The organism is Maribacter sp. MJ134 (genome assembly GCF_003970695.1).
Lineage (GTDB): Bacteria > Bacteroidota > Bacteroidia > Flavobacteriales > Flavobacteriaceae > Maribacter.
The window spans coordinates 2,698,826-2,725,149 of sequence record NZ_CP034570.1; the positions used below are offsets into that span (position 1 = coordinate 2,698,826).

Here is a 26,324-nt window from a genome sequence, read left to right on the forward strand (position 1 = left end):
GAAATTACACGTATATACATATATAATACAACTCAAAAAAAGCCTTAATCCATATTAAAGATTAAAGCTCTTTTTGGGTAATGGCTTCCTAAATTTTATTATTCTAAAGAAGTCTGGCCTTCGTTCGGATTATATACATAATTGAAAGTATAAAAACGAGATTCATCCGCAAAACCGTCTGGCTGTGCAGGCGCATCTTTATAATAACTTAGAATCTCAACTTTGGCATATCTACCGTCACTAGTTCTAATCACCAAAACTTTTCCTGGAATAGGCGCAATTACGTTAGTCATAAAATTATAATTGTACCAGCCATTATCGCTTCCTGTGGGGATAGCGAAACCACTATCGGAATCTTGCGCAAAGGTGTAACTAGCGGCGTCGGTAATACTGGCAAAAGTACCGGTAGCTATTGCCGCTCCAGCCTCACCTTCTCTTGCAGGTTCATCATTGGTGCCTGTAACTACCCCACCGTTTACGGCAATAGTTGTTCCTCGAAAGGCTATATCCCATTCCGTATCACTAGTGGTAACCGCTCCCGTGGCAAAGTTAAATTTAGTGAATGGACCTCCTACCGGTTCATCCGAAGGTTGACCACCCGTTTGAGGCGCTGGAATATTACTGGCAGTTTGGCTCTCCACGGCAACTAAAGGAGGTTCGTCGTCCTCGTTATCACATGAAATAAATACAGTTGCTAAAAGAAAAAAGGTAAAAAATTTAAGGGTCATCTTCATAGTACTCGTTTTAAAATTGATAGTTAATTCTTGTAAATAATTGTATTCCGGCGAGACCGGGTATATTTTCTTCATCCCTATAATCAAAGAGATTATTAGCCCCCACCTGTAAGGTATATTTGCTGGCAAAAGTTTTGTTCAAGGCGATATTGGATAAGGCATAGCCATTAACAAATGAGGTGTCAAAATCATCGATTATGCCATTACCATTACCATCGAAAAGACCGTATTTACTTCGGTAATTTACTCTGAAGTTCATATTGAAATCCCACTTTGGAATTTCATAGAATATTTTAAAGTTGGCGGTGTGCCTGGAACGGTTCACGAGTCCAAAATAATCGGAATTATCTAGGACCACGGTTTGCAGCGTCCGCGGGTCGCGTGCAAAAACCTCACCCCGTTCCAAAGCCACCTTTTTCTGTTTATCCTTGGCGAAAAGTAACTGATAACCCCCAGCAAGACTAATATGTTCGGTGAGTTTATAATCCACATCAAATTCAGCTCCCGTTGTATAGATCTCATCAAAATTGACGTAGCTAAAGACATTTTGCCCATTAGTCAATCTAGCAATAGCACGCGTATCAATAAGGTTTGTAAACTCATTTCTAAATAGATTTACATTTAGTTTTACTTTCCCTTTTCTGTAGGAAGCACCCAAATTATAACCAATAGAACGCTCTGCCTCCAAAGGTTCTTTTAAATCTGACAGCGGAAATAAGATATCTATGATTTGCCCTTGTGCATCTAACTCCCGTACTTTTTCTACTGCAACGTTATACCCTAGCACCGTATAGCCTACTGCAGAGTTGGTAAAATCAAAATACAACTGCCTAAAATCAGGAGCTTTAAACCCATAGCCCATTGACCCTTTTATGGAAATTTCATCATTAAGTTTCCAATTGACGGAAGCTTTAGGACTAAACTGCGATTGGTATTCACTATGATTATCAAAGCGGGCACCTAAAATTACGTTTACTCTTTCCAAGGGATAGAAATCGTACTGGGCAAAGGCATATTGGGAATTGAATATGACTTTATCGTCAAAGAAGGTTCGGTCTAGGTTTTCGTGATTATAACCTACTCCTAATGTGAGATTATTTTCGTCCTTTATCGTGTATGTTGCTCTTATTTCTGGGCGCAATAGATTCTGGTCAAAATCACTTTGGCTAAAAACGTCATCAGTAATAGGGCTTGCAAGCAGCTCAGAAGCTTTATAATTCGTATAATAAAATTCATACTGTAACTGTAATTTAGCTCCTGCATTATCATCTAGCCTTAAGTGTATATTTGCTTCATCAAGGTCCGTGCTACCTTCGAATACCTCATCACTTAAAACCAGAGAGGCATTCTGGTTTTGTTGGTAGTACCTGCCGGAAGTAAATAATCTTAAATCGTTCGTAAAGTCATAGAAAAACTGAGCATTAAATGTATAATTATTAAAAGGTTCTACCGTTTGTCCAGCTGTTTCAGGTCTTAAGTCGTAGCCATCGCTATGTAGCGTGTTGACGAAGAAAGAATAGCCGAATTTACCTAGCTTTTGGTCAAGATTAAAGTTAGCATCATGCGTGTTAAAAGAGGCGAACCGGTATGCTGCTTCTCCGTGTAATTCTTCATCTTTGGGGTCCTCGGTAATAATGTTAATTACACCCCCTAATGCCTCTGAACCGTACAAACTAGAAGATGGCCCTTTAACCACTTCTATCTGTTTTATATTCCCTACGGTTAAACGACTCAAATCAAAATTGCCCGAGGAGCGCCCTACCAAAGGCACCCCGTTTATTAAAATCATAACATAATCCGAAGCAATACCTTGAATCTGTACACCATTAAATCCACTTTCATCAGCTACCGTGATTATTCCCGTCTGCTCGTTCAAGATTTCATCAAGTCTAATAACACCTGTACGTTGTAATTGTTTCTTTGAAATAAGTGTTACGGGAAGTGGAACAGACGAGAGCTGACGAACGGTACGTGTTGCGGTGACAATGACCTCGTCTAAATCTTGGGTAAGTATAGAATCTGGAACCTCGTAATTCTCCTGACCAAAAATGGAGCCCGTTAAGAACGTACAAAGCATAAAGGCTAAAACCTTATTTAGATTCATTATTAATAATTTTCGTCAAATATATAGGCTTATTTTTAAACAGTCTAAATAAATTTTATATTTTTGTCAAAGAAATTATTAGACCACCTAAATAAGTCACGAAATGATCAAGAAAAATTTAATAGTGTTAATATTTGCTACGCTTAGCATACCGACTTTTGCGCAACAAGACAAAAAAGAGCAAGACGCAAACGCCATAAAAGAAATGTGTGGCTGTTTTGAAGTCACCTTCAATTTTGCGGAAACTTTTAACTATAGTAATGACTCTCTGTACAAACCCTCCAAATCTAAAGTTGACAAAGCCTTAGAATGGGCACAACTTGTAAGCGATGAAGATGGTAAAGTAGTCATTCAACATTTACTGCAGGTTGGTAATCCTGCTAAGCCTATGGTCGTAAAGCACTGGCGCCAAGATTGGTTATATGAGAATACCGATCTATATACCTACAACGGTGATAACCATTGGAACTATGAGAAGAAAAGTGACGCTGATGTCGCTGGCCAATGGACACAAAAAGTATACCAAGTAGATGATAGTCCACGCTATGAGGGTACTGCCACCTGGGTACATGTAGATGGCAAGAGCTTTTGGGAAAACACCACACCCGCTCCACTACCACGTAGAGAATATACTACCAGGGGAGATTACAATATTACCATGCGTGGAAATCGCCATGAAATCACCGAGAACGGATGGGCACATGACCAAGATAATGCTAAGATTATACGCAAGGAGGGAGAAGAAGATGTGGTCCTAGCCAAGGAAAAAGGCTATAATACTTACGTTAAAGTACTGGATGCCAGGTGCCAAGCGGCCGCCGATTGGTGGATGAAAGAACAGGGGAAATGGGCCAGTGTTCGCAATAAATGGGACGAGGTTTTTTCCAGAAATCAAGATTTGGTCCTTGCCGAAAAAGTGGATAATAAGGTCTTGTACAAACATCTCTTCGCAGATGAGATGCAAAAGGAAAAGGAGATCGCTGAGATTATAGAATCTTTTGTAAAAACAAACCAAGCAGAAAAAGTCAGAAGCAAATAAAAAGGATATGCAGTCACTATCAAAACTTACATGTAGCTTTTTAGCATTGCTATGTATTACCTTAGGCCTTGCTCAAGAAAATGTTTTTCTAAGCAGGGATTATTGGAAAGCCAACCCGTCCATAGATAAAATTGAAGCCGATATTTCCGAAGGGAACGATATAGCCCAGTTAAATGGAAATATGTTCGATGCGGTCTCCTATGCCCTACTTGCAGAAACGGATAATTCCATTGTCAAGTACCTATTAACCAAAAAAGGAAACGAAGTGGATAAAATTACCCACGACGGAAGAACCTATATCTTTTGGGCAGCTTATCGTAATAATCTTGATATTGTAAAGTATTTAGTTGAAAATGGCGCCAAGGCAGATGTAAAGGATAGTCACGGTTATAATGTTATCAATTTTGCTGCAAGAGCTGGCATAACGAATACAACGCTCTATGACTTTTTACTAAAACACAAGGCGGATATCAATGATGTAACGAACAATGGGGCAAACGCGCTTTTATTGGTCGCTCCTTCTGTTTTGGATTATGCTACTATAGCCTATTTCAATATGAAAGGGCTGGATTTAGAAAGTACTGACGATGAAGGAAACAATCTCTTTCACTATGCCGCACGTGGAGGAAATATTGAATTACTGAAAAAATTGATTGAAAAAGGGCTGTCCTACAATTCTTTGAACAAATTAGGTGGTAACGCCATCTTAATGGCAAGCCAAGGTGCAGACCAATTAAAAGACGGATTGACTACTTTCAAATATCTAGAAAATCTAGGCTTAGAGGCCAATATTACAGATAAACAAGGGCGTAATCCTCTACATGCTATAGCCTACAAAAGTGATGACCTTTCTTTGTTCGAGTATTTTATTGAAAAAGGTGTTGATGTTAATAAACAAGACAAAGGCGGTGATTCTCCCTTTATGAACGCGGCTAACAGCAATACCTTAAGCGTAGTAGAATTTTTGTTCGATTACGTGGAAGACATCAATACAAAAGATGAAAATGGACGCTCTGCACTTGCCATGGCCGTAAACAGAAATAGTGCTGATATTGTTAAATATCTGCTGCAAAAAGGAGCAGATAGTAAAACAGTTGATGTCAAGGGAAATTCATTGGCCTACTACCTTATGAATTCTTTTAACGCCAAAAAACCTGAGGTTTTCGAGGCCAAGCTAAAGGCACTTCAAAAAAGCGGTTTGGTCATGACAACCGCACAGAATAATGGGAACACCTTACTCCATTTAGCCGCAAAAGAAAATGACCTAACACTTTTAAAGCGTTTAGAAAAGTTTAATATTGGCATTAATCAAAGAAACAATGATGGCAACACGGCATTGCACCTAGCCGCAATGAGCAGTCATAACGAGACTATTTTAAAATATCTCATTGCCCAAGGCGCGGACAAATCATTGAAAACCGAGTTTGAAGAAACGGTCTATGATCTAGTTAGTGAAAACGAACTTCTAAGAGAACAGCTCAACATTCTAGACTACTTGAAATAAATTATTACATCAAGAAGATGAAAAAGTTAATTACACTTCTATTTGTTTTGTCCTTATTCGGAATCTTAGGTTTTATACAACCTAAAGAGACCGTCAATTATAAATGCATGATTCAACTAACGAATTATTCAGGAGAAGGCGCTTACGTGGTAGTATCATTGTTAGATACTGAAGGTGAATATGAGGAAACCCTTTACATACAAGGGGATGATAAGGAATGGTACCGAGACCTTGAAGAGTGGTGGAAAAACGTATATGGTATCAAAAGACCGGATGTTGATGCTATAGTGGGAGAAACTGTCACTGGTGGTCAACGAAAGATGACAGTTCTAAAAATACCATCGGATAAAATAGACGCCGGATATAAGATACGCTTTGAGTCGGCCGTTGAAGATCAGGAATACTATAAAGATGATGTGGAATTTGATCTTACTGCCACTAACTTAAAATCTAAAAAAGAAGGAAAAGGTTTTATTAGATACGTGCGTATGATACCTCAATAAAATAAGGCATAATGACCATCTCTATCTGGAGATATAGTCATCTTGTGCTGGCTATTACCTCATCGCTATTTTTATTTGTTGCCGCTATCACGGGAGCAATTCTCGCGTTTGAACCTATTTCAGAGGCAAGCCGGCCAATCGCTAAAACTGATCTTAATAAGGTATCTATAGCCCAAACAGTTGCCGCACTAGATAAAAAATATGATGAAATACTTGATATAGAAGTAGATGCTAACGATTTTGTAATCGCATCGGTCATTACGCTTGATGGGTTGAACGAAAGAATTTACGTTAACCCAATTTCAGGAGAAAAACTAGGAATCCCAAAAGAGAAATCTGCCTTTTTTCAATGGACAACGAATCTACATCGTTCACTTTTTTTAAAAAGTACTGGACGGTTTTTCGTAGGCTTTATCTCGTTTCTTCTTTGCCTTATTACCGTGACGGGATTCGTACTAATAGCGAAAAGACAAGGTGGAATCCGAAAAGTTTTTTCTAAATTTCAGAAAGATTATTTTGAGCAAAGGTATCATGTGATACTTGGACGATGGTTCATACTTCCTATAATCCTCGTTGCCACTACAGGTGTTTATTTATCTGCGGAGAAATTTTCACTCTTGCCTGCTGATGATTTACAGCACGTAAGCACTGGAAAGGCAATAGCTAGTATTCCTGAAAGCAAGTTGAAATCCCTTCCCATTTTTGAAAATATTGTTCTTGGAAATGTTCGGTCACTTATTTATCCCTTTTCCGAAGCGCCAGAAGATTACTTTGAACTTGCACTGACCGACCGTGAATTGTATGTAGACCAATATTCAGGTGAGACCTTGAGTGAAGCAAAATATCCCTTTGTGACCTTGGTATCTAGATTTAGTCTAACGCTTCATACAGGTCAGGGAAGTATTCTTTGGTCCATAGTGCTGTGCATAACAAGTCTTTCTTTGGTATTTTTCATGTACTCTGGTTTTGTGATGACCCTTAAAAGGAGAAAAAAAATAAAACCCGTAGTATCGCAAGAGAATAAGGATAATTGTGAATACATTCTTTTAGTAGGTTCAGAAACTGGAAGCACCAATGACTATGCCACCTTATTTTATAACGCATTGACCAAAGCGGGAAAAAATGTTTTTAAGTCCGACCTAAATAACTATACCACGTATGACAGTGCGAAACATATCATCATTTTTACGGCAACCTACGGCGAGGGCGATGCACCAACGAATGCTCGTAATTTTATAAAGGTTTTCGACGCAGTTAGGCCAAGAAGCAATTTAAGTTTTAGCGTGTTGGGCTTTGGTTCCTTGGTATATCCTTATTATTGCAAGTTTGCGAAGGATATAGATTTTTTATTGGAAAAGAATGCCTTCTTCAAAAGACTACTCCCTTTATATAAAGTAAACAATCAATCTTTTGAAGCCTTTAAAGATTGGTCATCTGAATGGAGTGCGGCAAACGGGGTATCATTACAAATAAATCAACTTAAGAAAACCATTAGGCCGTTAAAAACGAAACCCTTCAAGGTAATGGACAAAAGTCCTTTAAATGACAACACTTTTTTAATACGCCTTCGTCCTGCAAACAAGATTAAATTTCAGTCGGGGGACCTATTGGCATATCAACCTAAAGAAGAAGAGATACCCCGACTATATTCTGTTGCGAGAATACAGAATGATGTTCTCCTGAGTATTAAAAAGCATGAGTTTGGTATTTGTTCCAATTACTTTCATCAGCTTTCCAAAAACGACACGGTAAATGCCGCAATTCAAAAAAATAAGGCGTTTCGTTTTCCAAAGCATGCCAAAGAGCTAGTGTGTATTGCCAACGGTACGGGCATAGCTCCGTTTTTAGGAATTATAGATGAAAATGAAAAACAGATACCCATACAGTTATTTTGGGGTGGAAAAACTAGCACTTCTTTTGACCCCTATAGAGAAATTATAGACAGCTCTTTGAATGCTAAAAAACTTACCAGTGTTCAGTTAGCCTTATCACAAGAGTATCAAGAAAAAACTTATGTTCAGGACCTACTTCAGCAAGAAGCTGAAAGTATAGCTCATAAGCTACAATCGGGTGCGGTATTCATGATTTGTGGTTCTGTGGCGATGCAAAAGCAAGTGTTGTCCATATTGGAGGTAATTGCCACTGACCAACTAAAAACGCCACTAAACGAGTTTGAAAATAACGGACAATTAAAAATGGATTGTTATTAAACAAATCAATGATTTAGCTTAATATTTCCATACTGCTATTACAAATCAATGAAAAACTACGTTTTGTTAAGAGGTATTCAATAATTTTATCTCTATCGTACTTTTAAATTTTACTGTACCTTAGTTTGCAACTAGATGATTACAATCAACCAACTCTCTAAGAAATACAAAGAGGCCGAACAGTTTTCGGTCTCTAAATTGAATTTGGAAATTCTTGACGGAGAGATTTTTGGTCTATTGGGCCCCAACGGAGCGGGAAAAACCACCCTAATTTCTATGTTAAGCGGCCTTATAAAACCTACTTCTGGTTCCTTTAATATTAACGGGCTTGACTATTCCAACAGCAAAAAAGAATTAAAAAAGCACATCGGCATAGTCCCACAAGAATATGCCCTATACCCCGATTTGACAGCGGTAGAAAACCTTAATTATTTTGGAGCTATGTACGGGTTAAAAGGTTCTGATTTCACCAATTCAGTTCAAGAACATCTGAGTATTCTTGGGCTGTCCGATTTTGCTCGTAAAAAAATAAAATCCTATTCCGGTGGTATGAAAAGAAGGGTAAATCTTATAGCGAGTATCCTTCACAAGCCTAAAGTCCTCTTTTTAGATGAGCCAACGGTTGGTGTAGATGTACAGTCCAAAACCGTCATTATTGACTATTTGAAAGAATTGAACCATAACGGCACAACAATTATTTACACCTCGCACCACTTAAACGAAGCAGAACATTTCTGTACCCGTGTAGGCATTATAGACCATGGCGAATTGGTAGGTGTTGGCACGCCAAAAGACTTAATCGCTAAACAAAAAGATGCAGAACACTTAGAGGATGTGTTTCTGGCACTAACCGGTAAAGCCTTAAGGGACCATGTATAAACTTTGGGTCTCCACATATAAAGAACTGCTACTTCTTACCAGAGACTTGGGCGGTTTGGCCGTACTTTTTATAATGCCCCTACTACTGGTGATTACCATTACCGTTATCCAAGACAATACCTTTAAAATTATTCAGGAAAACAAAATCCCAATACTACTCGTAGATATGGATAAAGGTAATGTCTCCGACCAGGTCAAAGAAAGCTTAGTAGCCTCCAACCTATTTGACGTCATCGTAGAAAAAGATGAAGGTCGGGCGCAAAATCTCGTACAGACGGGAACGTATCAATTAGCGGTCATCCTTCCACAAAACCTTTCTAAGGATTTAGATTTAAAAATCGCTAGCAACGTTGAAGGAATTTTGGCCAAATTCGGCGTAGAAGAAGAGAAGCTTCCTAATACTCCGATAGCGAACAAAGAAATTAGATTGTATTTTGACCCTGCCAGTCAACAATCCTTCAAAAGTTCTGTACGTAATAATATTGACAAGATGATTGCGCAAATTGAAAGTCAGTCTATCTACAAAGCCTTTCAGCAAGAATTAGGAGAAGATGATACCGAACCCTTTTTTGAAACGGAAAGTTTTATCTCGTTCAGGGAGATCATCCCAAACGCGGACAAACAGGCCTCCATTCCAAATTCCACGCAACACAATATCCCAGCTTGGACGCTATTTGCTATCTTTTTTATAATCCTGCCCTTGTCCATAAACATGGTAAAGGAAAAAAATCAGGGAACTTTTGTGCGCCTACGGACTCAACCGGTTTCTTATGCCATTGTTTTAGGCGGTAAGGCCCTTATTTTTTTAGCAGTGGCCCTATTACAATTTGCGCTGATGCTTTTGTTAGGCATCTATTTGTTCCCTTTAATAGACCTCCCAAAATTAGAGGTTGCCGGGAGGTTACCCTTACTTTTTATTGTTGCATTTTTTGCAGGATTGGCGGCAGTGGGCCTAGGTTTACTTTTAGGCACAATCGCCAAATCCCAAGAACAGTCTGCACCTTTTGGCGCAACCTTCGTAGTTATTTTAGCGGCAATCGGAGGCGTTTGGGTTCCCGTATTTGCCATGCCAAAATTCATGCAGGTCATCTCAAACGTATCACCTATGAATTGGGGACTAAATGCCTTTTATGACGTATTTTTACGCCATGTTGGATTTTTAGAAATCATTCCGGAAATCTCACTCCTGTTTCTGTTCTTTATAGGAACAAGCCTTATTGCAATTATCTACAATGAAAGAAAAAATGCAGTCTAAAAAAGAAAAGGAAATCAGCTTTACGAGCAAAGTACGAGTTCGTTTCACGGAGACAGATCCGTTGGGTATTGTCTGGCATGGAAATTATATTCAGTATTTTGAGGATGGGAGAGAAGCTTTTGGCAGACATCATGGCATCTCTTATTTGGATCAAAAAGAGCATAATTTTTCTACGCCTATCGTTAGTTCTTTCTGTGAACATAAACTGCCTTTGAAATATGGTGATGTTGCTGAAATCAAAACAACGTACATTGATTCTCCGGCAGCAAAAATGATTTTTAAGTATGAAATTCTAAATCCGGAAGGAAAAGTGGTCTGCACAGGAAAGACAGTACAGGTTTTTGTAGAACTTCATGGAAATTTATCCTTGGTCATTCCAAAATTCTTCTTGGATTGGAAAGAAAAAGTTGGCTTGCTAGATGGCTAATATCTTCTTATCACATAACAACATCGTTTCTGCTTATGGGTTTCATACCCAAGCGGCTATTTCTAAGGTAGAAAGTGAAGTATCTAGCCTTCAGCTTATAGAAGACAAACACATTCTTCCACATCCTTTTTATGCATCACGAATTGACCAAAATCGGTTATTGGAAGAGTATCATAAATTAAGTCCAAAGGAAACCCATACAAGACTAGAGCAAATGCTCATAGTTTCTTTATCGGATGCGCTATCGAAAGCCAATATTGAACTTAATGAAAGAGTCGGACTTATCATCTCGACCACGAAGGGAAACATAGATGTATTAGAAGAACGTAATCCTTTTCCGGAAGAGCGAGCATATCTCGGCGTTCTTGGTGCTAAAATCCAAAAATTCTTCGGGTTTAGAAATAAAGCTATTGTTCTTTCCAATGCATGCGTTTCCGGAGTATTGGCAGTGGCGGCCGCCAAACGATTTATCCAACAGGAAACTTATGACCATGTCTTTGTAATAGGTGGTGATTTGGTTACTCAATTCATACTTTCGGGGTTTAACGCTTTTCAGGCTTTAAGTGATGCGCCCTGCCGTCCCTATTGTAACACAAGGACTGGCATCAATATTGGAGAGGTAGCTGCTAGTGTGCTGGTGACCAAAGATTCTAAGAAAGCAATACCTGAATCCGTTGCGGTGCTAGGCGAAGCTTCCTGTAATGATGCCAATCATATATCAGGTCCGTCAAGAACTGGGGAAGGTTTATACAAAAGTATTCAGATAGCATTGGCACAATCAGGGCTTTCCTCCACAGCAATAGACTATATTTCAGCACATGGGACCGCCACACAGTTCAATGATGAAATGGAGGCAATCGCATTCAATAGGGCCGAAATGGGGAACACTCCTTTAAATAGTTTGAAGGGATATTTTGGGCATACCCTCGGCGCTTCCGGATTATTGGAAACGATTATTGGCATGTATTCCTTACATCAGAATACCTTATTCGCTTCAAAAGGATTTCAAGAATTAGGAGTATCAATGCCTTTAAACATCATACGAGAGACAAGGCATAAAGATATCCGTACTTTTTTAAAAACTGCGTCAGGATTTGGCGGCTGCAATACAGCGGTAATCTTTCAAAAAATTCAAGAATACTAGAAAATAAACGGGATAGTATTAAATTCGCCGTTAAAATTGTTCAGTAGCATGTCAAAGAAAAATATAAAGGCCATAGATGCGTTACAAGAGGCGCAAAAAATTGCCTTTGCCCCCTTTGTTTTTCAAACCACGGTTTCGTTAAAGAAACTTGGCGTTTTTGATTTTATTTTTGAAAATAATGCCAAAGGTGGAGTAACCATATCGGAAATATCCGCAGCACTCTCTTTAACCGAGTACGGGTTAAGTGTACTTTTAGAGATTGCCGAAAGCGCAGATATCGTAAGTTTGGACGAAGACGGTAAATACGAACTCACCAAAATTGGCTATTTTTTAAGTTATAACCCAATGACCGAGGTGAATATGAATTTCACCCAAGACGTTTGCTATCAAGGTCTTTTTCATCTCCAAGATGCGATTAAAGAAGGAAAGCCTGCTGGCTTAAAAGAACTAGGGGACTGGAAAACTGTTTACGAAGGACTTTCACAATTAGAACCACAGGTACAACAATCATGGTTTGCTTTTGACCACTTCTATTCCGATGGAATTTTTGAGGAGGCCTTGCGGTTGGTTTTTAGACATGAACCAAAACTGTTATTCGACATTGGCGGTAATACGGGAAAATTCGCCATACAATGCTGCACATATAACCCCGATGTACATATTCGGATTTTTGATTTGCCGGGGCAACTAAAAAAGGCCTTGCATAAAACGGCAGAGAAAGGTTTTGAAGATAGAGTAAGCGGTACAGCGATAGATTGGCTGTCCGACAATCCAGAAATCCCTCTTGGGGCCGATACTATTTGGATGAGTCAGTTCCTAGATTGTTTTTCCAAGGAGGAGATTCTAAAAATCTTAAAAACAGCGGTAAGAGCGATGGATTCTGATACGGAACTCATCATTATAGAAACCTATACAGACCGGCAAAAGTTTGGAAATGCAAAATTTACCCTGGAAGCCACTTCGTTATATTTTACGGCCATTGCAAACGGTAATAGCAAAATGTACAAGGCCACAGAACTTATTGCCTTGGCCAATGAAGCTGGCTTGGAAATAAAAGAGGACGTTAATTTAGGTGAATTCCATACCTTGTTCGTTTGTAAAAAGATATAAGTTCATTTGGAAGAACCATATTACATACAGGACTACTGCCATATCAGAAATGGGGAGATACGTCTTAATGGCAAAACCATATTTAAAAGTGAAGAGACCGATTTAAAATCGGTAATGAAATCGGCCTACAAAAAACTGCAACTGGATTATTCCAAGTTCTTTAAAATGGATAGTCTAAGTAAGCTTGCTTTCATTGCTACCGATATGCTTTTAAAAACCGAAAAAGAGGAGAACATGGCCTTGGTCCTATCCAATAGGGCGGCAAGCTTGGATACCGACAGAAAGCATCAAAAGTCCATTAAAGACCCCACTCAGTATTATCCGAGTCCCTCTGTGTTCGTTTATACACTTCCCAATATTTGTTTGGGTGAAATAAGTATTAAACACAAACTATTTTCAGAAAATAGTTTTTATATCTTCAATGAATTCTCCCCATCTATTTTACACTCCTATTCCAGCAATTTACTTCATAATAATAAGGCCGAAAAGGTGCTTTGCGGATGGGTAGATGTTGACCATGGAAAATATGACGCATTTTTGTATGTTGTGGCAAAGAAGGGTATTTTTGTACATTCCACTACCGAAATAAACCGATTATATTAGACTGATGAGCGACTTAAAATTAGAACTAAAAGAAAAGATTATAGAGCAATTAAATCTTGAGGATATCTCTGTTGATGAAATTGCGGACAATGACCCACTTTTTGGTGATGGTCTTGGTCTAGATTCTATTGACGCGCTAGAGCTTATAGTAATGCTAGACAAGGATTACGGAATAAAATTGGCCGACCCCAAAGAGGGGAGGAATATTTTTGAGTCCATAGATACCATGGCGGCCTATATTACAGCGAATAAGTCTTAAAGCGGATTTCAAATACCGTATTGAAGTTAGGACGATAGTCCTACTTTTGCTTAAATACTTTCAATGAACCAAGGAATTGCAATCACGGGAATGGGAATGATTTCTGCTATTGGAAACAATGTGGCAGAAAATTATGCCTCCTTGATAGCAGGAAAATCGGGGATTTCAAGGATTACCAAGATTCAAACGGTGCATGAAAATGAAATTATGGTGGGCGAAGTAGCTGCTACCAATGAAGAACTGGAAAAACGCTTAAACCTTCCTCATAACACGCATTCACGAACGCCATTGTTAGGGATTATAGCAGCAAAAGAGGCCCTACAACAAGCAGGCATTACCGATATTTCTTCGTATAGAACAGGCTTAATTTCTGGTACTACCGTAGGGGGAATGGACAAAGCGGAACAATACTTCTACGACTATTTTGAAAGGGATACGCACTGGGCCCATATCAATGCGCTACATGCAGGAGATTCAACACAAAAAATAGCGGAAGCGATTGGACTTGAAAAGAGTTTTGTCACCACCATAAGTACAGCTTGCTCTTCTGTCGCCAATGCTATAATGCTTGGAGCAAGAATGATAAAATCAGGGGAATTGGACCGTGTAGTGGTCGGAGGTTCTGATTCGTTATCAAAATTTACCATCAACGGTTTTAAGACACTTATGATTTTATCGGATACGTACAATAGCCCATTCGATGAGAACAGAAAAGGATTAAATCTCGGGGAGGCCGCCGCTTTCTTAGTCCTGGAGTCAGATACTATTGTGGCCCAAGAAAATAGAAAGGTTCTAGCTTACGTAAAGGGATATGGCAACGCGAACGATGCTTTTCATCAAACCGCATCCTCGGAAAACGGGGATGGTGCCGTATTGGCTATGGAAAAAGCTTTTAAGGTCGCTGGTTTGGCCCCTTCTGCCATAGATTATGTCAATGCACACGGTACTGCTACACCGAACAACGACCTTTCAGAAGGAAGAGCATTACAACGTGTTTTTGGAGAAAGAGTTCCCGATTTTAGTTCTACCAAGGCCTTTACAGGGCATACCTTAGCTGTGGCTGCCGGCGTTGAAGCAATCTATTCTATTTTGGCACTTCAGCACAATGTGGTGTATCCTAATCTAAACTTCAAAACACCAATGAAGGAATTTAATTTGGTGCCTCAAACCGAATTGAAAAAGAAAGAAATAAAAACCGTGCTCTCCAATTCCTTTGGTTTCGGAGGTAATTGTTCCACTTTAATATTTTCCAAGGAGGCATGAAAAAATCGGTTTATATCAACAGTATTGGCTCTGTTTCCGTTCAAAAAACGTATGACGGCACTACTTTTTTAAAGGACATTATAGCCTACAAGGACACCACGCTTAAAGTAGTAGATCCTAATTACAAGGACTTTATTCCTCCGGCAGCCGCCAGAAGAATGGCCAAAGGGATAAAAATGAGCACCGTTAGCTCGCACACGGCTTTAAAAGAAGCAGGTCTAGAAAACGTAGATGCCATTATAGTGGGCACCGGTCTGGGTTGTTTGGGAGACTCTGAAAAATTTGTTAGTGATATTATTGATAACGATGAGCAATACCTTACCCCTACACGTTTCATACAATCCTCCCATAATACCGTAGCCGGCCAAATAGCACTTGCGATGGGATGTAAGGGATATAATTTCACTTACGTACATGCCAACGTCTCTTTTGAGTCCAGCTTATGGGATGCAAAATTACAATTAGAGAACGACGAGGCTACAAATATTTTAGTAGGCGGTGTGGATGAAATGGTAAACCATCATGTAGAAACCCATCGTCTGATAGGACATTTAAAAGAAGTTCCTACATCCAATGAAGAAGTGTTAACCGCTACCACCAAAGGCTGTATAATAGCAGAGGGTTCGCATTTTTTTGTGCTCTCCAACAAAAAGCAAGACACAAGTTATTCCAAGCTGGTCGCTGTACGCACCTACAATACCCTGGACATTTCTGAAGTCTCAACGACCATTACCGCGTTTTTAAGTGAAATGAATATACCCTTGGAAGGTATAGATTTAGTAGTGCTTGGCAACAACGGAGATTCAGAGTACGACAGGTATTACCATAATTTAAGCGCAGGTCTGTTCAAAGACATTTCCCAGATTGCTTACAAGCATTTGTCCGGTGAATACGATACTGCCACGGGATTTGCATTTTGGGTAGCGAACAAAGTATTTAAAACACAATCCGTTCCAGAAGTTCTTCGTTTAAATAAGTTGAAAACTGCGAAACCTCAACGAATTTTAATCTACAACCAATACCGCGGTAAAAACCATAGCCTAGTAGTACTTGAAAAATGTTAAGGCGTAGAACCATAAATACCCTAACGCTCATCACCCTTGTGGTACTGGCCATAGCTTCTTTTTATTACGTTATCCCTTTTTGGATATTTGTAATTGTGGGCCTCTTTTGGTTCTTAATTACCCTATGTGGTTCATTTCTTATTCGTTGGAACTATCATTATACCTCTACCCATTCCAATAAAAATGTTTCGGATAATTGTATAGCCATCACTTTTGATGATGGTCCGCATCCAGAATTTACACCTCAAATTCTGAAACTTCTAGAAAAGTATGGCGCCAAAGCAACTTTTTTCTGTATTGGCAAGAACGTAGAAGACCATCCAGCGTTATTTAAGGCTATAATTGCGGCCGGCCACACCGTGGGAAACCATACCTATTCGCATTCTAAGTCCTTCGGATTCTTTTCTACTGAGCGAGTCGTTCAGGAACTTCAGAAAACAAATGCCATTGTACAGGAATTAATAGGGAAACGAATGAAACTTTATCGCCCCGCATTCGCGGTGACCAACCCAAGTATTGAAAAGGCGGTAAAACAACTTCAACTAGATTCCATTGGTTGGAATGTGCGCTCTTTGGATACCACGCCTAGAAGTAGCTCCAGCGTTTTAAATCGAATAACTTCCAAAGTCACAAAAGGAGATATTGTACTCTTGCATGATACCAGCGACAAAACAGTAATTGTTTTGGAACAGTTATTGTTATTTTTGAAAGAGAGAGAATTAAAGTCGGTTACTGTGGACCATCTCCTTCAATTGCCAGCCTATGTATAGAATATTATTTGTCTTTTTACTTGCAGTCTGTACCGTTGAGGCGCAAACGCCGATGAATGCGAATGAAGCAGCAACACTACGCGCTACAGTAAAAGAAAAGGCAGCAGCTACCAAAACCATCACTAGTGATTTTATCCAATACAAACACTTAGATTTTCTATCCGACGATATTAAATCCACCGGGAAGTTGGCGTTTATGGCTCCGGAAAAGGTAAAATGGGAATATACTACTCCTTTCGCGTACAGCGTACTTTTTAAAAATGAAAAACTGTTTGTCAACGATGATGGAAATAAAAGCGCTATGGATTTAAGTTCCAACAAGCTTTTTAAACAATTGAACAGATTGATTACGGCAAGTATCAGTGGAGATATGTTTCTATCGGAAGAATTTGATATTTCCTATTTTAAGGTAGATGGTAAAAACAGGGTTTATTTTATACCGAAGGATAGTCAATTTGCAACATTTATAAAAGCCTTTCATATCACTTTCTCCAATAGTGGGGAAGTTACTCAAGTAAAGATGATAGAACCCAGTGATGACTACACTAAAATTACTTTTAGCAACAGAATAGAGAACCAAGCCATTCCTGATGCGGTTTTTAATCAGTAGTCTTATTCTATTGCTTGTAGGATGTGGTTCCTATTCAGCTAAAATGGGATTTACCGAGGCGGATAGCATGGCATTAACGGTAAGCAACCCCTATTTTTTCGATACAAACACAGATTATGTCTACAAAGCAAAGATTAAAGTATTCAATAACGATTTAGGAGGAATCCTCATTATAAAAAAAACAGCACCTGCGGCTCACCGTATCGTTTTTACCACCGAACTAGGGAATACCATTTTTGATTTTTCAATTATTGATAACGAGTTTAAAGTAAATCGTGTATTAAAAGAGATAGACCGGAAAATTCTCCTGAATATTCTTGAAAAGGACTTTAAAAGCTTACTTCACGAACAAGCCGAAATAACCAAAAATTACACCGATGGTCATAGCACCATCTCAGCTGCCACTATCTATGGAAAACCACATTTTTACACCTTTAAAGAAACGCAATTAGAACGTATTACAAGAGTGGGAGGCCAAAAAGAAAAAGTGGTTTTCCTGTTCTCGGAAATAAGTAATAACATTGCAAAGCATATTCAAATCAACCATAAAAACTTAAGGTTTCAAATTGAATTAAAGGCATTTGAATAACAGGTAAGTAGTACAAAAATAGCACACTATGTTGATAAAGGGTTTATATGAATTACTAAGTTATGACTACCAAGAAGGACATATTGAAGCTAAGGTAAAGCTGAATAAAACGCATGAAATTTTTGAGGGGCACTTCCCTGGTCATCCCGTATTACCAGGAGTTTGCGTCATACAAATGATTAAAGAATTCACGGAAAAGGCACTGAACAAAAAGCTTTTACTCGCCGTGGCCTCAAACGTTAAATTCATGGCGGTTATCAATCCAGAAAAAAACGATATCATAAATTTTAAGCTAGACCTCACGGAAGTAGGCAATGAAATTAAAGTAAAGAACACCGTTAGTTTTGACGATACCTTGGCATTAAAATTGAGTGCTACTTTCAAAAATAGAGCGTAATGCACAAATTAATTTTACTTCTTCTAGGTACTTTATCTTTCGGGATATCGCTCTCCGAGGTTCGTGAAGTATATCCCAAAGCTCAAGAAAGCCCTGAAATAACGGAGACCCTATTTTCAACATTGTCCAATCTGAAAGACACGGATAACCACATCCTTCTGGCCTATAAAGGAGCTGTGCATACCCTAAAAGCAAAGCATAGTAAAGGCATTAAGATTAAAAAAGAGTTTTTCAAGGATGGCGTTGCGCTTCTAGAGACTGCATTGAAGGCCTCGCCAGATAATGTAGAAATACATTTTGTTCGGTTAACGGTGCAAGAAAACGCTCCAAAAATTGTGCGGTACAACCAACAAATTGAAGCCGATAAAAACTTTATCTTAAAAAAATACAGAACTATCAAAGACCAAGAGTTAAAAAGTATGATCAAAAAATATTGCATAAACTCAACTCTTTTTTCACAGACAGAAAAGCAATTATTCTAGGGGCTCCCTTATACGTATCTTTGTCCTAGAAATACCAACGACCTGTAACGGCGGTAAAACCGTAATAAGTGGCAGAAATTAAAACTTCTATACATGAAAGAATGCAACAACTGGGCTGTTGTGTTCTAGTACCAACTTATAACAATGACAAAACCCTAGCAAGAGTGCTACAGGGTATTCTAGAATTTACCACGAATATCATAGTTATAAACGATGGCGCAACGGACAATACCCAGGAGGTTTTAAAAAGTTTCCCCCAAGTGCCACAAGTGCATCTACCCCATAACAAAGGAAAAGGAAATGCCCTTAGAATAGGTTTTAAGAAAGCTTTGGAGCTTAAGTATTCCTATGCAATTACCATAGATTCCGATGGCCAACACTTCCCAGAGGATATCATTGTATTTCTCAGTGCTTTAGAAAAAGAAACTACCAAAAATATCCTTTACATCGGTGCAAGAAATATGGAACAGTCCGATGTTCCCGGCAAAAGTAGTTTCGGCAATAAATTCTCTAACTTCTGGTTTTGGTTTGAAACCGGAAATTGGCTAGCGGACACCCAATGTGGTTATCGGTTATACCCTTTAAAGGAAATTGAGAAGCTAAACCTGTTTACCCCTAAATTCGAATTTGAAATAGAGGTCATTGTAAAGGCGGCCTGGAACGGAACTTTGGTCAAGAATGTGCCGGTCAAAATTCTGTACGATGAAGAAGAGCGGGTTACACACTTTAGAACGGTTCCCGATTTTACACGTATAAGCATACTCAATACCTGGTTTGTTCTTGTTGCAATTTTTTATATTAAGCCAAGGGATTTTTATAGACGTTTAAAGCAAAGGGGGATGAAAAAATTTCTTTTAGAAGATGTATTAGGCAGTACGGATGCTCCATCAAAAAAAGCATTTTCGATTGCACTAGGAGTCTTTATAGGTTTAAGCCCGTTTTGGGGACTTCATACGCTTCTGGTACTTCTACTCGCCTTTGTGTTTAAACTGAACAAACCCATTGCATTCGCCTTTTCCAACGTAAGTCTACCTCCTTTTATCCCATTCATCGTATTTTTTAGCTTACAAATAGGCGGATGGATTTTGGGGGAGCCACTTTCTTTATCACTAGACTCCATTACTACAGATTTTGATTTTCTTATCCATCTAAAAACCTACATTTTGGGCAGTCTGGTATTGGCAGTACTTGGGGCTTTGGTTTTAGGCGTAATAGGGTATCTTATGCTATTGTATTTAGGAAAACGGAAAATAGCCGTCAACAATGGGTAATATCTTGTTCAGGACATACCGTGGCATTTTAAAAAATAAAATAGTAAGTATTCTAGCGCTGATTTCAGTAGTGGGTCTACTTGTTTTTCTTGCTTCAAAAATTCGCTTTGAAGACGATATCACCTCCTTAATCCCCTCTAACGAAGAAACCCAGCGGGTACAAAAAGTCCTAAAGTCCATTTCCTTTACGGACAAAATTATAGTGAATATTGAAAAAAGTCCGGAAGCTTCGGTAGATGAGCTTACACAATACGCTGCGGATTTTATAGACAGTGTTCAGAAAAACCATGCATTACATATAAAGCATATTCAAGGTAAAGTAGCAGATGCGCAAATTTTAAAGACCTTTGATTTTGTCTATGACCATCTGCCACTTTTTTTGGATAAAAGCGATTATGATTCCATTAATCAGAAATTATCAAAAGACACCGTATCGGCGATAATGACTCAAAACTACAGGACTCTTATATCGCCCTCGGGAATAATAGCAAAAAAGAGTATCCTTAAAGATCCTTTGGGACTTTCCTTTGTCGCCTTAAAAAAATTACAACAACTAGGTGTTGCAGAAAATTTTAAACTGAAGAACGGGTTTTTAGTGAATAATGCGGAGACCAATATCTTACTTTTTATAACTCCTGTACACCCTTCTAGTGCCACTGTAGAAAACAAACCATTATCCGACGGGCTCTATAAATTACAAGAAGCGCTACAAAAAAACTATAGCTCAAGAATTGAAGTTTCCTTTTTTGGTGCTGCCTTGGTAGCTGTGGCCAATGCTGGACAAATAAAAAGTGATATACAATTTACCGTGAGTATAGCTATGACGCTTCTGGTTCTTTTACTCATACTTTTTTATAAAGAGATTAGACTTCCATTAATTCTATTTGCTCCCACAATATTTGGAGCCTTAATGGCTTTGGTCTTTCTGTATTTCATACGACCCCATATTTCTGCTATTTCTTTAGGCATTGGTGCAATTTTACTAGGCGTCACTTTAGACTATGCCTTGCATATCCTTACCCATATTCGCAATGGCAGAACGGTAGAGGAATTGTACGCAGAAGTTGCTCCTTCTATACTCATGAGTAGCCTTACCACGGCAGCTGCCTTTCTTTGCCTACTGTTCTTGGATTCACAAGCGCTTCAAGATTTAGGGATTTTTGCAGCAGTAAGCGTTACAGGGGCCTCTCTATTTGCGCTACTTTTTATTCCCGTGGTTTATAGACCAAAAACGCTTCAGGTTCCCAAAGAAAATCTGCTAGACCGTATCGCTTCATTAGATTTGCACAAAAACAAACTGGCTTTAGGGTTCTTGGTCTTAGCATGTGTAACCAGTGTTATCACCTATAAAGATGTAGTATTCAATCAAGATATCAGTAAGCTCAACTATGAGTCGGAAGTATTGTCAAAAGCTCGTGAAAAATTAGAGGAACTTACCGACATCGCCTCTAAATCCGTTTACCTAAGCACCTATGGGGACGATGAGGAAAAAGTATTGCAACGTAACGATGCCATTTTTAAAGAACTACAACAGTTAAAAAAAGACAAGGTCCTTATTAATTTTACTTCGGCCGGAAGCCTGGTAAGATCAATAAAAAAACAGGAGCAAAAAATTAGGGATTGGGAAGCGTTTTGGTACAGCCAAAAAATAGATACCCTACGGAGTAATTTAGTTACCAATAGTTCTAATTTAGGCTTTAAACCCAATACATTTGATTCCTTCTTTGATTGGCTACAAACAGATTTTAAAACTGTGGCTCCGAAAGAATTTGAGGTCATACCTGCGTTCTCCACCTCGGATTATATTGTAAAAGACGAAAATGTGACCACCATAACCTCACTTTTAAAACTAAAGGATGAAAACTTTGACACCGTTACGGCCCGTTTTAAAAACCTGGAAAAAACACTTCTAATAAACAGAAAGCAGGTAAATGAATCGTTCTTGGGAAGTTTAAAAGATGATTTTAACAGCTTACTCCGTTATTCGCTTATAACTGTTTTAATAATTCTTCTTTTGTTTTATAGAAGTATCTCGTTAACCCTTATCACCGCTATCCCCATATTTTTAACCTGGTTTTTGACCGTAGGTATTATGGGGTTACTTCATATTGAATTCAATATTTTCAATATCATTATCTGCAGCTTTATTTTTGGACTGGGTGTGGATTACAGCATCTTTATGACCAACGGCCTTTTGGCGGAATATAGAACGGGTAATAAAGTACTCCCTACACACAAAACCTCAATTATCCTTTCCGTAATAACTACGATTGCTGGCGTGGGTGTTATGATATTTGCCAAACATCCTGCTTTGTACACCATATCAAAAGTATCGCTTATTGGAATTTTTTCTGCGGCATTCGTTTCTTTTACAGTGCAACCCCTGCTGTTCCGTCTATTTGTTGGAAATACTGGAAAAAGACCTACATCATTACGCTATTTCGTGCACTCCGTACTTTCCTTTACGTATTTTGGGATTATAGGACTTCTATTTTCCCTATATGCATGGATAGTCATGAAACTTAGGCCGAATAGCCTTCATGGAGCGAATGTAGGTTTTCATAAATGGATTTCTAAATTTATGGGCTCCGTACTGTACACCAACCCTTTTGTTAGCAAGAAAGTGCTAAACCCTCACGAGGAAAACTTTAAGAAGCCGGCAGTGATTATTGCCAACCATACTTCTTTTTTAGATATTCTTTGTATTGGGATGCTGCATCCTAAAATGATTTTCTTGGTGAACGACTGGGTTTATAACTCCCCTATTTTTGGAAGCGCTGCTAAGCTTGTAGGAGCCTATCCCGTATCCGGGGGAGTAGAAAACGGAGAGGCTTTTCTTAAGAGGAAAGTGGAACAAGGATTTTCCATCATCGCATTTCCCGAAGGCACCCGCTCCACAACTAATAAAATTAAACGATTTCACAAAGGCGCCTTTTATTTGGCGCAACAGTTTCATCTAGATATTATACCCATTCTCATTCACGGCAATTCTGAAGTATTACCTAAGGGAAGCTTTGTAATCCGTGATGGTAGTATAACCGTAGAGCTATTACCTCGGATAACTCCAGATAATCATACCTATGGCAGCAATTATACGCAGCAAGGAAAACTAATCGGAGCCTATTTTAGAAATGAATTCAGACGTCTAAGAAATCAGATTGAGACAGAAACATATTGGCACAAAACAGTGTTGGAGCATTACCGGTACAAAGGGGCCACCTATTATAGTGAAGTGAAAGACGATTTGAAGGATTTTGCATCGACCTACCATGAAATAACTAATCTGATCGGAGAAAAGGATACAATACTACATTTATCGGAAGATAAAGGACAATTAGATTTGATTCTGGCACTAGATAGTATAGACCGTAAAATATTTTCCTACTTAAAAGATAGCAGTGCAAGTGCTAGATTAAAACATAATTTTTTGACCCATCAATACAGCAAAATAAAGGTTTTTGATACGCTTACTACCGCACTTGAAACATCAGCCTCAGTCCTTATTCTCAATATAAAAGACTTAGACCTCAACAAGCTTCATACTAAAATAAGCAAGGAAATCACTACCTTAATCTTATTGAAAGCGAGTAGAAATCTGAACCTAGCTCAACTAGCGCTGAAGGATTTTTCTGTTCGTATCCAAAATGATACATTTATCGTACTTATAAAAGAAAGCCTTAAATGAAATCGCATTACAACGTTGTTATTATTGGAAGTGGCATGGGAGGATTGGTTGCCGCCAATATTTTGGCGCGCGAAGGGCGTAGTGTATGTGTCTTGGAGAAAAACAATCAATACGGTGGCAACTTACAGACCTTTGTTAGGGAGCGTACTATTTTTGATACGGGCGTACATTATCTGGGTGGGCTCTCAAAAGGGCAAAACCTATATCGGTATTTTGAATATTTGGATATTCTGGATGGGCTACATTTAAAAAAACTGAACGAAGATGGTTTTGATATTATCACTTTTGATAATGATACGGTTTCCTATCCGCATGCACAGGGTTACGATAACTTTATAAGACAATTGACAAAGCAATTTCCCGAAGAGAAAAAAGCTATTGAAACCTACTGTAACAAACTCAAAGAAGTCTGCCATAAATTTCCGCTCTATAACCTAGAGGAGGGGAAACCCTATGGAAACGACGCAGAAATATTTCAACAATCCGCAAAGGATTATATAGAGCGTATTACCACGAATAAAAAACTGAGAGCTGTACTAGCGGGGTCTAATCTGTTATATGCCGGTGACCCCGATAAAACACCCTTATACGTACACGCACTTTCTATAAACTCCTACATAGAAAGTGCTTACCGCTGTGCGGATGGTGGAAGCCAAATTACCAAACTACTTCTAAAGCGATTGAAAGAGAACGGTGGGGAAGCCTATAAACACAGTGAAGTAGTAAACATGACCTGTGAAAATAAGCAGCTTAAATCCGTACAGATTAAGGATGGTAGCGTCGTGACAGGAGATGTGTTCATCTCCAATATTGAGCCCAAACACACCTTAAAAATGATTGGGGAGGAACACTTCAGAAAATCGTATACCCATAGAATACAAGAGATGGAGAGTACCATATCTGCCTTTAGCATTCATATTGTCCTTAAACCAAAGACCTTTAAATACCTGAATAAGAATTACTATCATTTTAAAGATTACCAAAAGGTTTGGGAGGGTCATAAATATACTGAAGAAAGCTGGCCAGAGACGTACATGGTTTCTATGGGCGTTCGTAAAAACCAAGGGGAATGGGGAGAACAATTAACGGCCATAACGTACATGAATTACGATGAAGTAGCAGCATGGGAAGATACGTTCAATACCGTAGCCCATAAAAATGAGCGTGGACAAGATTATGAGGAGTTTAAAAAAGAAAAGACAGAGAAATTACTGGACGAACTAGAGAAAAAATTTCCCGATTTAAGAAATTGCATACAATCCATTTATACATCTACGCCACTTTCCTATAGAGATTATATTGGTTGCAATAAAGGCTCCATGTATGGCTATGTAAAAGATGTAAACGACCCGTTGAAGTCATTCATTTCACCGAGAACAAAAATCAGTAACCTATATTTTACCGGGCAAAGTCTTAACATGCATGGCATCTTGGGTGTAACCATTAGCGGAGTGGTCACTTGTTCGGAGATTTTAGGGGGAGAATATCTCATAAATAAAATAAAGGGTACTCCCTTAAAACAAAATAAAGAAACAATCACTGCCTAATGGGAACGTTTAAGACATCTGCCGTGCCTGTATTGGAACATATTTCCAAAAAAGACTTTATTCAGCACTATTATAAACCTCAAAAGCCAGTGCTAATTAAAGGGTTGACCAAAAATTGGCCAGCTTTCAAAAAATGGTCCTTAGATTATATACAAGATAAAGCAGGCGACCAAATTGTACCGTTATACAATAATGAACCGGCAAAAGATAAACAGAGTGTCTATGCACCCGTAAAGGAAATGAAGCTGAAGGATTATATAGAAATCCTAAAAACAGAACCTACAGACCTTAGAATCTTTTTTTATGAGATTTTAAAAAAAATGCCTGAGCTGACAAAGGATTTCACGTATCCCGATATTGGACTCAAATTCTTTAAAAAATTACCCGCTTTGTTTTTTGGGGGCGGAGCCTCCAAAGTCTTTATGCATTATGATATTGACCTACCGGATAGCATGCATTTTCATTTTGATGGACACAAGCACGTAACACTCTTTTCACCCGAGCAAACAAAATACCTCTATAGAGTGCCCTACTCCATTCATAATTTAGAATCGATAGATATGGATAATCCGGATTTTGAAAAATATCCCGCTTTAAAACGTGCAGAGGGCATTACCGCTGAGATGGCACACGGAGATGCACTCTTTATGCCTAGTGGCTATTGGCATTATATTAAATATTTAGATGGAGGTTTCTCCATGACCTTAAGGGCTTTGCCGCGCCATCCAAAAAGATTTGCGAACATGTTGTACAACGTGCTTATCATGCGAAATTTCGATAATTTTACTCGAAAATACTGGGGTCAGAAATGGCTCGATTACAAAGATGAATTGGCCATAAAAAGAACACATAAGAACTTAAACAACATTTAACCC

General features: G+C 38.7%; 24 protein-coding genes. 22 read left to right on the top strand and 2 right to left on the bottom strand.

Annotated elements, in window-relative coordinates:
• Nucleotides 1-98: 98 nt before the first annotated feature.
• Entirely contained in the window at nt 99-734 is a 636-nt protein-coding gene (locus EJ994_RS11640; protein WP_126592591.1) for an HmuY family protein, read from the bottom strand.
• Nucleotides 735-744: 10 nt separating this feature from the next.
• A complete protein-coding gene (locus EJ994_RS11645; RefSeq protein ID WP_126592592.1) occupies nt 745-2,838 on the bottom strand; it encodes a TonB-dependent receptor plug domain-containing protein in 2,094 nt (697 codons plus the stop codon).
• Between the two features lie 103 nt (nt 2,839-2,941).
• Here EJ994_RS11645 and EJ994_RS11650 point away from each other — a divergent pair, with 103 nt between their 5' ends.
• The 22 genes from EJ994_RS11650 (at nt 2,942) to EJ994_RS11755 (ending at nt 26,321) form a co-directional block, all read left to right on the top strand.
• On the top strand, nt 2,942-3,877 hold the full coding sequence (locus tag EJ994_RS11650; protein WP_126592593.1) for a DUF6607 family protein: 936 nt from the start codon (nt 2,942-2,944) through the stop codon (nt 3,875-3,877).
• Nucleotides 3,878-3,884: 7 nt separating this feature from the next.
• The gene (locus EJ994_RS11655) at nt 3,885-5,381 is read left to right on the top strand and encodes an ankyrin repeat domain-containing protein (protein WP_126592594.1); all 1,497 of its coding nucleotides are present in this window, start codon (nt 3,885-3,887) and stop codon (nt 5,379-5,381) included.
• A 17-nt stretch (nt 5,382-5,398) separates the two neighbouring features.
• On the top strand, nt 5,399-5,884 hold the full coding sequence (locus EJ994_RS11660; protein ID WP_126592595.1) for a DUF2271 domain-containing protein: 486 nt from the start codon (nt 5,399-5,401) through the stop codon (nt 5,882-5,884).
• An 11-nt stretch (nt 5,885-5,895) separates the two neighbouring features.
• Nucleotides 5,896-8,094 (top strand): PepSY domain-containing protein, encoded by a 2,199-nt coding sequence (locus EJ994_RS11665; RefSeq protein ID WP_126592596.1) that lies wholly within the window; start codon nt 5,896-5,898, stop codon nt 8,092-8,094.
• 135 nt (nt 8,095-8,229) lie between these two features.
• Nucleotides 8,230-8,973, top strand: a complete 744-nt coding sequence (locus EJ994_RS11670; RefSeq protein WP_126592597.1) for an ABC transporter ATP-binding protein — start codon at nt 8,230-8,232, stop codon at nt 8,971-8,973.
• On the top strand, nt 8,966-10,228 hold the full coding sequence (locus EJ994_RS11675; RefSeq protein ID WP_126592598.1) for an ABC transporter permease: 1,263 nt from the start codon (nt 8,966-8,968) through the stop codon (nt 10,226-10,228). The genes EJ994_RS11670 and EJ994_RS11675 overlap by 8 nt, the downstream gene beginning before the upstream one ends.
• Nucleotides 10,206-10,655, top strand: a complete 450-nt coding sequence (locus tag EJ994_RS11680; protein WP_126592599.1) for an acyl-CoA thioesterase — start codon at nt 10,206-10,208, stop codon at nt 10,653-10,655. Before EJ994_RS11675 ends, EJ994_RS11680 begins: the two co-directional genes overlap by 23 nt.
• Nucleotides 10,648-11,799 (top strand): beta-ketoacyl-[acyl-carrier-protein] synthase family protein, encoded by a 1,152-nt coding sequence (locus EJ994_RS11685; protein ID WP_126592602.1) that lies wholly within the window; start codon nt 10,648-10,650, stop codon nt 11,797-11,799. The genes EJ994_RS11680 and EJ994_RS11685 overlap by 8 nt, the downstream gene beginning before the upstream one ends.
• Nucleotides 11,800-11,847: 48 nt before the next feature.
• Entirely contained in the window at nt 11,848-12,909 is a 1,062-nt protein-coding gene (locus EJ994_RS11690; RefSeq protein WP_126592603.1) for a methyltransferase, read from the top strand.
• Between the two features lie 6 nt (nt 12,910-12,915).
• Nucleotides 12,916-13,512 carry a 3-oxoacyl-ACP synthase gene (locus tag EJ994_RS11695; RefSeq protein WP_126592604.1) on the top strand — a complete coding sequence of 199 codons (597 nt, stop codon included), beginning with the start codon at nt 12,916-12,918 and terminating at the stop codon, nt 13,510-13,512.
• Between the two features lie 4 nt (nt 13,513-13,516).
• Nucleotides 13,517-13,771, top strand: a complete 255-nt coding sequence (locus EJ994_RS11700; RefSeq protein WP_126592605.1) for a phosphopantetheine-binding protein — start codon at nt 13,517-13,519, stop codon at nt 13,769-13,771.
• Between the two features lie 63 nt (nt 13,772-13,834).
• Entirely contained in the window at nt 13,835-15,034 is a 1,200-nt protein-coding gene (locus EJ994_RS11705) for a beta-ketoacyl-[acyl-carrier-protein] synthase family protein (protein WP_126592607.1), read from the top strand.
• The gene (locus EJ994_RS11710) at nt 15,031-16,098 is read left to right on the top strand and encodes a beta-ketoacyl synthase N-terminal-like domain-containing protein (protein WP_126592608.1); all 1,068 of its coding nucleotides are present in this window, start codon (nt 15,031-15,033) and stop codon (nt 16,096-16,098) included. Before EJ994_RS11705 ends, EJ994_RS11710 begins: the two co-directional genes overlap by 4 nt.
• Nucleotides 16,092-16,868 (top strand): polysaccharide deacetylase family protein, encoded by a 777-nt coding sequence (locus EJ994_RS11715; RefSeq protein ID WP_126592609.1) that lies wholly within the window; start codon nt 16,092-16,094, stop codon nt 16,866-16,868. Before EJ994_RS11710 ends, EJ994_RS11715 begins: the two co-directional genes overlap by 7 nt.
• Entirely contained in the window at nt 16,861-17,478 is a 618-nt protein-coding gene (locus tag EJ994_RS11720) for a LolA family protein (RefSeq protein WP_126592611.1), read from the top strand. Before EJ994_RS11715 ends, EJ994_RS11720 begins: the two co-directional genes overlap by 8 nt.
• Nucleotides 17,459-18,067, top strand: a complete 609-nt coding sequence (locus EJ994_RS11725; RefSeq protein WP_126592612.1) for a hypothetical protein — start codon at nt 17,459-17,461, stop codon at nt 18,065-18,067. The genes EJ994_RS11720 and EJ994_RS11725 overlap by 20 nt, the downstream gene beginning before the upstream one ends.
• 28 nt (nt 18,068-18,095) lie before the next feature.
• Nucleotides 18,096-18,464 carry a 3-hydroxyacyl-ACP dehydratase gene (locus EJ994_RS11730; RefSeq protein WP_126592614.1) on the top strand — a complete coding sequence of 123 codons (369 nt, stop codon included), beginning with the start codon at nt 18,096-18,098 and terminating at the stop codon, nt 18,462-18,464.
• A complete protein-coding gene (locus EJ994_RS11735; protein WP_126592615.1) occupies nt 18,464-18,946 on the top strand; it encodes a hypothetical protein in 483 nt (160 codons plus the stop codon). Before EJ994_RS11730 ends, EJ994_RS11735 begins: the two co-directional genes overlap by 1 nt.
• A 101-nt stretch (nt 18,947-19,047) precedes the next feature.
• Nucleotides 19,048-20,217, top strand: coding sequence for a DUF2062 domain-containing protein (locus EJ994_RS11740; protein ID WP_126593712.1), 1,170 nt, complete (start codon nt 19,048-19,050; stop codon nt 20,215-20,217).
• Entirely contained in the window at nt 20,210-23,902 is a 3,693-nt protein-coding gene (locus tag EJ994_RS11745; protein WP_126592617.1) for a 1-acyl-sn-glycerol-3-phosphate acyltransferase, read from the top strand. The genes EJ994_RS11740 and EJ994_RS11745 overlap by 8 nt, the downstream gene beginning before the upstream one ends.
• A complete protein-coding gene (locus EJ994_RS11750; RefSeq protein ID WP_126592619.1) occupies nt 23,899-25,449 on the top strand; it encodes a phytoene desaturase family protein in 1,551 nt (516 codons plus the stop codon). Before EJ994_RS11745 ends, EJ994_RS11750 begins: the two co-directional genes overlap by 4 nt.
• The gene (locus EJ994_RS11755) at nt 25,449-26,321 is read left to right on the top strand and encodes a cupin-like domain-containing protein (RefSeq protein WP_126592620.1); all 873 of its coding nucleotides are present in this window, start codon (nt 25,449-25,451) and stop codon (nt 26,319-26,321) included. Before EJ994_RS11750 ends, EJ994_RS11755 begins: the two co-directional genes overlap by 1 nt.
• The last annotated feature ends 3 nt before the right edge of the window (nt 26,322-26,324 follow it).